This is a genomic window from Roseitalea sp. (assembly GCF_984466335.1).
The window spans coordinates 1-7,691 of the sequence record NZ_CFIFWG010000153.1; the positions used below are offsets into that span (position 1 = coordinate 1).

A 7,691-nucleotide genomic window follows, 5' to 3' on the forward strand; every position below is an offset into this window, starting at 1 on the left:
ATCGATGTTGGCGAAGGTGCCGACCGCGCCGGAGATGGCGCAGGTGGCGATGTCGGCGCGCGCCGCTCCCAGCCGTGCCTTGCATCGTTCGAATTCGGCGTAAGCCTGGGCGAGCTTGAGCCCGAAGGTGGTCGGTTCGGCATGGATGGCATGGCTGCGGCCGATGGTGATCGTGTCCTTGTGCTCGAAGGCGCGGCGCCTGAGCGCTTCAAGCAGCGCGTCCAGATCGGCCAGAAGGATGTCGGCGGCGCGGCTGAGCTGCACCGCAAGGCAGGTGTCGAGCACGTCCGACGACGTCATGCCCTGATGGACGAAACGCGCCTCGGGCCCGACGATCTCGGCCAGATGGGTCAGGAAGGCGATGACGTCGTGCTTCGTCTCGCGCTCGATGGCCTCGATGCGCGCCACATCGAAGGTCGCAGACCCCGCCTTCTCCCAGATCGCCTGCGCCGCCCGCTCCGGGATCACACCGGCCCTTGCGAGCGCGTCGCACGCATGGGCCTCGATCTCGAACCAGATGCGGAACCTGGTCTCGGGCGACCAGAGGGCGACCATGTCGGGGCGCGAATAGCGGGGGATCATGTTGGACGACCTGCGGCGGGGCTCAAATGAAGGGCCTGCCTAACAGGGCGCGGCCCAACACTCAATCGGCTAGGGCCACTTACTCTTCCTGTGTCCGGCTGTCCGCCGCCGCCGCCGCCCGTATGGCCGCAATGTTGGCGCGGTAGCTGTCGACCGTCCCGCCCCTGAAGACGGCCGAGCCGGCGACGAAGACGTTGGCGCCGGCCTTCGCGCAGGGCCCGGCGGTATCGGCGCTGACGCCGCCGTCGACTTCCAGCTCGACGGGCCGGTCGCCGATCAGCGCCCTGATCGCCTCGATCTTCGGCAGAACGGCCTCGATGAATCTTTGCCCGCCAAAGCCGGGGTTGACGCCCATGACGAGGACGAGATCGGCCAGGCCGATCACATGCTCGATGGCGGCGACCGGCGTTGCCGGGTTCAGCGTGACCCCCGCCTTCTTTCCCAGCGCGCGGACGGCTTGCAGGGAGCGGTGCAGATGCGGTCCCGCCTCGGCGTGGACGGTGATCACATCGCAGCCCGCCCTGGCGAAAGCCTCAAGATAGGGATCGGCGGGCGAGATCATCAGATGGCAGTCGAACGGGACGTCGGTGTGCTTTCTCAGCGCGGCGATGATGTCGGGCCCGTAGGAGATGTTGGGCACGAAATGGCCGTCCATCACATCGAGATGGATCCAGTCCGCGCCGGCCTCGACGACGTCGCAAACCTCCTGGCCGAGCCTTGCGAAGTCCGCGGCGAGGATGGATGGGGCGATCTTGATGTCACGCATGGCGCTTCCGGCGTTGCTCGTCTCCGGCGTGACGCGGGCGCAGGTCCCTGTCAACGGCGGGACGACCAGGGCGGCATGATATCCCCCGGCTCTTGGTGGGCCGCATAGACGCCGCGCGCCACGGCCCGCGCCATGGTGGCCGCGGCGGCGGCGCAAAGGTCCACGAAAGTGTCCAGGCCGGGGTCGGTTTGCGCGTGCCCGGTCGCCAGCGCGAACACGCAGTCGCCGTCAAAGGGCGTGTGGGCGGGCCAGATGGCGCGGGCGAGCCCGTCATGGGCGGCGATCGCCAGCCGCTTGCACTGCGCCTTGGTCAGCGACGCATCGGTGGCGACGACGCCGACCGTCGTGTTCACGGGCGCGCCGTCCGAAACCAGGTCGCGGAACTTGATGCGCAGGTCCGTCGCGTCCGCCGGCATGGGATGGGCCTGCCCCAGATCGCCGAACTCGCCGTCCCGCTCGAAGGGGGCGGCCCAGAAATGGGCCGTGTCGCCGACCGTGACCGTGCCCAGGCAGTTGACGGCGACCAGGGCGCCGACGGTCAGGCCCGGCCGGTCGAGCACCGCCGAGGCCGAGCCCAGCCCGCCCTTCAGATCGGCCGTCAGCGCGCCGGCGCCCGCGCCGTGGCTGCCGATCGCAAACCGGGACGCTGCCGTCTGCGCGGCCAGATTGCCGAGCGCGCGGTAGGGAGACGTGTCGCCCCATTGCTTGTCGCCGCCATTGATCAGGTCGAACAGGATCGCCGCGGGCACGATCGGCACGCGATGCGGGCCGACCGGAAAGCCCCGCCCCCGTTCGGCCAGCCAGTCCTGCACGCCGGCGGCGGCGTCGAGGCCAAACGCCGAGCCGCCCGACAGCACGACCGCATCGACGCCCTCGACGGTGTTGTGCGGCTCCAGAAGGTCGGTCTCGCGCGTGCCGGGCGCGCCGCCGAGCACCTTGACGCCCGCCGTCGCCGGCGCCTCGCAGACGATCGCGGTGACGCCGGTCTTGATGCGCGCATGGGTCGCCTGGCCGACCGTCAGGCCGGCGACATCGGTGATCAGGTTGTGGGGACCTGGCATCATGGCCTATCCGTCTCCGTCTTCCGGCAGCGGTTGGGGGCGTCCGTCCCGGACGGTGTGGATGCGCACGAACGCAATGTCCGGCTCTCCGTCCGCGCCGAAGCGGATGGGGCCGAGATCGGTGGCGAACGTCAACAGCCGCAAGGCTTCGGCGGCTGCCAGATCCGAGGCGAGCGCCTGCCGGGCGACCTGCGCGGCAGCGCGCGCCAGATCCAGGCCGAACGGCACGGCGGCGATGATCGTGCCGTCGGGCAGGCGGCCATCTTCGGCCGGGGCGATGAAGGTGCCGCCGCCGGCCATCGTCAGATCGTAGCCGATGCGCGCGGCGTCCGCGCCGATGACGGCGGCGTCGCGGGCATCGCCGCCGATGATCACATGGCTGGCGCCGGCGCGCTGAAGGCGTCGCACGAGCGGGGTCTGGTTTTCCAGCAGCGGCCGGTAGGTGTCGACGAAGACCGGCTCCAGCGCCTCGTCGGCGAGCAGAAGGCGGACGGTTTCCGACAGTTGGCGGCCATGCAGCGTGCCGTCGTCGATCACCGCGAAGCCGACGTCGCGCCAGCCGGCGGCGGCATGGACGGCGAGCGCCTTCACTTCGGCGTCCGCGCGCGGCGCGACCCGGAACACCGGCCAGGGGCCGTCATGATCGCGCGGCGGCGTGGTGATGTCCGGCGCGCGCACGCCGACGGCCAGCACCGGGATCGCCGCCTCGGAGAGCAGCGGCGCTGCGGCATCGAACGCATCGATGCAGGGCAGGCCGAGCGCGATCCGGTCGCCGGCCACGATCACGTCATGGGCGGCGGCGGCGGCCCCTTCGGGCGCGCAGCCATCGTCGATCACCGGCACGTCGGCGCCCAGAACGGCCCGCGCGCTGCGGCGCATGTCCCGCCCCAGCGCTTCGAACGGGCCCGACAGCGGCACGACCAGCGCCGCGCCCTCTGCGGCCTCGCCCGGCGATGCGGCGGGCGCAAGGGCAAGGGCGGTCAACGCCGCAAGGATCGGTGCGCGCGGGGCCATGGTGCCGTGATGCACCGCCGCCCCGCAAAGGGCAAGTGCGGCCCTGCCGTCCCAGGTGCTTTTCGCCGCCCAGACTGTGTCCTATGCTGATGCGGCGTCTGGCGGGTGACGGTCCGGGCGGGCGGCGGCACGCGCCCGGTCACGGTCCATTACACGGCAATGTCAGAAGGTCGCGACCGGACGGTTCGTGTAAGGGTACTTATATGGACTGGACATTCGAACTGGAAAACGGAGGCCATGAGAAAGCGGCCATGGGTGAACGGCAAGCGGTGAGCGATGGCGAACTGGGAACGCGCGAGGACGGCGTGCGCGAACCGGCAAGCTTTGGACAGTTTCTTCGGCGCGCGCGGTCGATCGGCTTTTCGGACGCCGAACTCGATCGCCTGCGCGCGACCTATGGTCATGAGGCCCTGGAGATCGCCGATGAACATCGGAGCGGCCGCAAGGGCGACTGAGCTTCCGGCCAAGACCCTGCGCTACTATGAGGAGATCGGCCTTGTCCGGCCGGCGCGGGCCGGCAACGGCTATCGCGACTATGCGGACGCCGACATTCACCGGCTGCGGTTCGTCCAGCGGGCCAGGGGCCTGGGGTTCTCGATCGAGGAATGCCGGCTGCTGCTGTCGCTCTATGACGACGAGGGGCGGGCGAGCGCCGACGTCAAGGCGCTCGCGCTCGACAGGATCGGCGAGATCGAGCGCAAGATAGACGAACTGCGGTCGCTGCGCGCGACGCTGGCGCGCCTGGCCGAGCATTGCCACGGCGACGCGCGTCCCGACTGTCCGATCATCGACGATCTGGCGCGGAAGGACTGATGCAGGTGCGCCGAGGGAGCCTTTGTCGGGTGAATGTCCGTGTCCGCGACGGCCGCGGCGATATCTGCGTGCAAGGCGCCGCCGCTCCGGGCGCCATGCCGCTTTTGCAGGGTCTGTGAGAATGTTGGCTCCACGGTGGCAGGCTCTGGCCATGACCGGGCTCGCGGTCGTGCTGACCCTGTCCACATGGTTTTCCGCCACCGCCGTCGCGCCGGAAATCGCGCGGGATCTGCTCCTGAGCCCCGGCCAGACGGCGTGGCTCACCAATGCGGTTCAGGGCGGTTTCGTCGTCGGCGCGCTGATCGCCAGTTTCTTTGCCCTTGCCGATGTCTGGCCGATGAGGTGGCTGCTGGCGGTCGGCGCGATCAGTGCCGGCCTTTCCAACGGGGCGATCCTGCTCGATGTCGGCCAGGGCGGCGCGGCGCTTTCGAGATTCGCAACCGGCCTGTCGCTGGCCCTGGTCTATCCCACCGCCATGAAATATATCGGAACCTGGTTCATATCCGGGCGCGGCCTTGCGATGGGGGCGGTGGTCGGCGCGCTGACGTTCGGCTCGGCATTGCCGCATCTTGTCAGGGCCACGGGCCTTGGGCTGGATTGGCGCTTCGTCATTGCCGCGACATCGCTGGCCTGTCTGGTCGCGGCCGCGCTCTTCGTGAGCCTCAGGGAAGGCCCCCACCAGTTCCGGTCCGCCGGATTCAGGCTGGGGCATCTGCGGCGCGTCGTTCGCAACAGGGCGGTGATGCTCGCCAATTTCGGCTATTTCGGCCATATGTGGGAGCTTTACGCGCTCTGGGGCTGGTTTCTCGCCTATGCCGGCGCCGCCCGCGCCGCCGGCCTTGGGATCGCAAATGCATCGCTGCTCACCTTCGCGGCGATTGCCATCGGTGCCCTTGGCTGCATTTTCGGCGGATGGCTGGCCGATCGCCTCGGGCGCTGCCTGACCTCGGCTCTGGCGATGGCCGTCTCCGGCAGTTGCGCTGTCCTGATCGGATTTGTCTATGGCGGTCCGACGTCGCTTTTCGTGATCGTCGCCCTGATCTGGGGCTTTTCGGCCGTGGCCGACAGCGCCCAGTTCTCGGCGGCCGTCACCGAGGTCGCAGACCCGGCGCTGGTGGGTGCGAGCCTGGCGTTTCAGATGGGCGTGGGCTTTGCCATCACCATCGTTGCGGTCTGGCTTCTGCCGCAGATTGCCGAATTCGCCGGTGGGTGGCGGTGGGCGTTCAGCGTGCTCGCCATCGGTCCGTTCCTGGGCATTTGGTCGATGCTTGCCTTGCGCGGGCATCCCGATGCCACCAGGATCGCCAATGGAAAAAGATAACCCGTTTTGGTCAAACGCGCCGATCGTCGGGCGCTCTTTCCGGCGCCCTGCCGCGACGGGCCCGTCAGAACGAGCCAACCTAAGCCACAGGTCCTAGAGCCTTTCAGGTTTTGACTGAAGCATAGCCTGCGTTTTCGATGTAATTTGCGCATTCGCTTGGTGTGATTGTTCCGATCAGTTTTCCCAAATGCCGCCACACCTGTTCGATGGTTCGCTTTTGGGCCAGCCGCATGCAATGTTTGAGTTTGGAGAATGCCTTTTCGATTGATGGTGTGGATGGCTCCTGTCCCCGGCGTCGCGATGCGCCATGATGGGATGTCATTGTCCCAACTGGAGGAGCCATCCATGTTCGAAGTTAGCACAGTCGGCGTCGATCTCGCCAAGAATGTCATCCAGATCCACGGCGTCGATGCCGACGGGAAGATCGTGGTGCGTCGCCAGCTCCGGAGAAGTCAGTTTCTCGCATTCTTCGAGAACCGCCCGGCTTGCCTGATCGGCATTGAGGCCTGTTCCGGAGCCCATCACTGGGGACGACAGCTGCAAGAGATGGGTCACGAGGTGTGCCTGATGCCACCGTCCTACGTGAAGCCCTATGTCAAGCGGAACAAGACCGATGCGGCGGATGCCGCGGCGATCTGCGAGGCGGTGACGCGACCATCGATGCGCTTCGTTCCCGTGAAGAGCGAAGCGGACTCAGCAGCACTCGTGCTGCACCGAGCGCGGGACTTCCTTGTCGGGCAGGTTACGCAGGTGGGCAATGCGATCCGGGCTCATATGGCCGAGTTCGGGCTCGTGACGGCGAAGGGATCGAAGCGTGTTGGAGCCTGGCTGAGGATTTGGATGCTTTGCCCGAAGCCGCCCGCCTGCCGCTTGAGGCGCTGTTCGATCAGCTTGCCGAGACGCAAGCGCGGATCGACCGGCTGACCGACGAGATCAAGGAGGTTCACCGTGAGAATGAGGTGAGCCGGCGGCTGGCATCGATCCCGGGCGTCGGCGTACTGACGGCAACCGCGATCGCTGCAACGACGCCGGATGTCAGCAACTTCTCCTCTGCGCGGGACTATGCCGCCTGGCTTGGCCTGACGCCGAAGCAGCACTCGACCGGCGGCAAGCCACGAAGCGGCGGCATCTCGAAGATGGGCAACCGCTACATTCGGAGATTGCTGTACCTGGGTGCCATGGCGCAGATCATGGTGCGCCGAAGGCTCCGACGTCCCGGAACGGACTGGCTGTCGCGCAAGCTGGCGACCAAGCAGACCAGGGTCGTCGCCATCGCGCTGGCTAATCGCATGGCGCGAACGATCTATGCGCTCCTGCGTGACGGAACGAGCTACAGACCGCGGGTCGAGGCGATGCCCGGCTGAGAACGGTTCGAAGGAATGGTAAGGCGCAATGTGAGGTGATGGCGAACTGACGGACAGAATGAAACGGGACACCCCGGTCAATCCGAAGCGCTCTCAAAGCGCGTTCGATTGAGTGGGACCCGAACATCCGGCGGACATTCATCATGGCGCGCAGCAAACACGCTGCAAAACAGACGCCGAATACATGGCCGCAGCCGACCAGTTCGAAAAAGCTTACAAAGCCCTTGCCAAGCAGGAGCCATCCATACATGCACGAACGCGCCACCCGATCCATCGCCTGCCAATTCCTGCGCAACTTGATCGCAGCAGTCCCATATCAAATCCACACCGTGCTGACCGACAACGGCATCCAGTTTTGCCATCCGCCGCGCTATCGTGACGGGCCGACAGCCCGCTACATGGCACATCAGTTCGATCGGATCTGCTCAGCAAGCGGGATCGAACACCGGCTGACGAAAGTGAACCATCCCTGGACCAACGGACAGGTCGAACGCATGAACCGGACGATCAAGGAAGCGACCGTCAAACGCTATCATTATCAAAACCACGATCAACTACGCGAGCATCTGCAGGCATTCATCAAGACATACAACTTCGCCAAGAGGCTGAAGACCCTCAAGGGCTTGACGCCGTTCGAACACGTCATCAAGCAATGGACCGAAGAGCCCGAACGGTTTAAAATCAATCCAGCCCATAATTTCCCGGGACTGAACAACTAGGTTATGGTGACAATTTATTATTTTAGGGATTCCGTTTGCGCGTTTGTTCTG

General features: G+C 66.4%; 7 protein-coding genes and 3 pseudogenes. 5 read left to right on the forward strand and 5 right to left on the reverse strand.

Annotation, left to right across the window (positions count from 1 at the left end):
- The 4 genes from AC5E6L_RS12625 to AC5E6L_RS12640 all read right to left on the reverse strand — a co-directional run.
- The coding region (locus AC5E6L_RS12625) for a lyase family protein (protein ID WP_491773722.1) at window positions 1–582 on the reverse strand (582 nt) is incomplete at its 3' end.
- Window positions 583–661: 79 nt separating this feature from the next.
- Window positions 662–1,348: a ribulose-phosphate 3-epimerase gene (gene rpe, locus AC5E6L_RS12630; protein ID WP_491773724.1), complete on the reverse strand. Its 687-nt coding sequence runs from the start codon at window positions 1,346–1,348 to the stop codon at window positions 662–664.
- Between the two features lie 50 nt (window positions 1,349–1,398).
- A complete protein-coding gene (locus tag AC5E6L_RS12635) occupies window positions 1,399–2,412 on the reverse strand; it encodes a P1 family peptidase (protein ID WP_491773726.1) in 1,014 nt (337 codons plus the stop codon).
- A gap of 3 nt (window positions 2,413–2,415) precedes the next feature.
- Window positions 2,416–3,423 (reverse strand): ABC transporter substrate-binding protein, encoded by a 1,008-nt coding sequence (locus AC5E6L_RS12640; protein ID WP_491773728.1) that lies wholly within the window; start codon window positions 3,421–3,423, stop codon window positions 2,416–2,418.
- A gap of 203 nt (window positions 3,424–3,626) precedes the next feature.
- On the opposite strand from AC5E6L_RS12640, the gene AC5E6L_RS12645 reads away from it, so the two are divergent.
- From AC5E6L_RS12645 to AC5E6L_RS12655, 3 genes are all read left to right on the forward strand, one after another.
- Entirely contained in the window at window positions 3,627–3,878 is a 252-nt protein-coding gene (locus tag AC5E6L_RS12645) for a hypothetical protein (protein WP_491230900.1), read from the forward strand.
- Window positions 3,847–4,236 (forward strand): Cu(I)-responsive transcriptional regulator, encoded by a 390-nt coding sequence (gene cueR / locus AC5E6L_RS12650; RefSeq protein WP_491230901.1) that lies wholly within the window; start codon window positions 3,847–3,849, stop codon window positions 4,234–4,236. Before AC5E6L_RS12645 ends, cueR begins: the two co-directional genes overlap by 32 nt.
- 151 nt (window positions 4,237–4,387) lie before the next feature.
- Entirely contained in the window at window positions 4,388–5,557 is a 1,170-nt protein-coding gene (locus AC5E6L_RS12655) for an MFS transporter (protein WP_491773731.1), read from the forward strand.
- A 103-nt stretch (window positions 5,558–5,660) separates the two neighbouring features.
- Here the strand turns inward: AC5E6L_RS12655 and AC5E6L_RS12660 are convergent.
- Window positions 5,661–5,837 (reverse strand): annotated as a pseudogene (locus AC5E6L_RS12660) (IS630 family transposase); the annotation flags it as partial.
- A gap of 65 nt (window positions 5,838–5,902) precedes the next feature.
- Between AC5E6L_RS12660 and AC5E6L_RS12665 the strand changes: the two are divergent.
- Together AC5E6L_RS12665 and AC5E6L_RS12670 are read left to right on the forward strand one after the other, a co-directional pair.
- A pseudogene (locus AC5E6L_RS12665) lies at window positions 5,903–6,921 on the forward strand (IS110 family RNA-guided transposase).
- Between the two features lie 275 nt (window positions 6,922–7,196).
- A pseudogene (locus AC5E6L_RS12670) lies at window positions 7,197–7,640 on the forward strand (integrase core domain-containing protein); the annotation flags it as partial.
- Window positions 7,641–7,691: the final 51 nt, after the last annotated feature.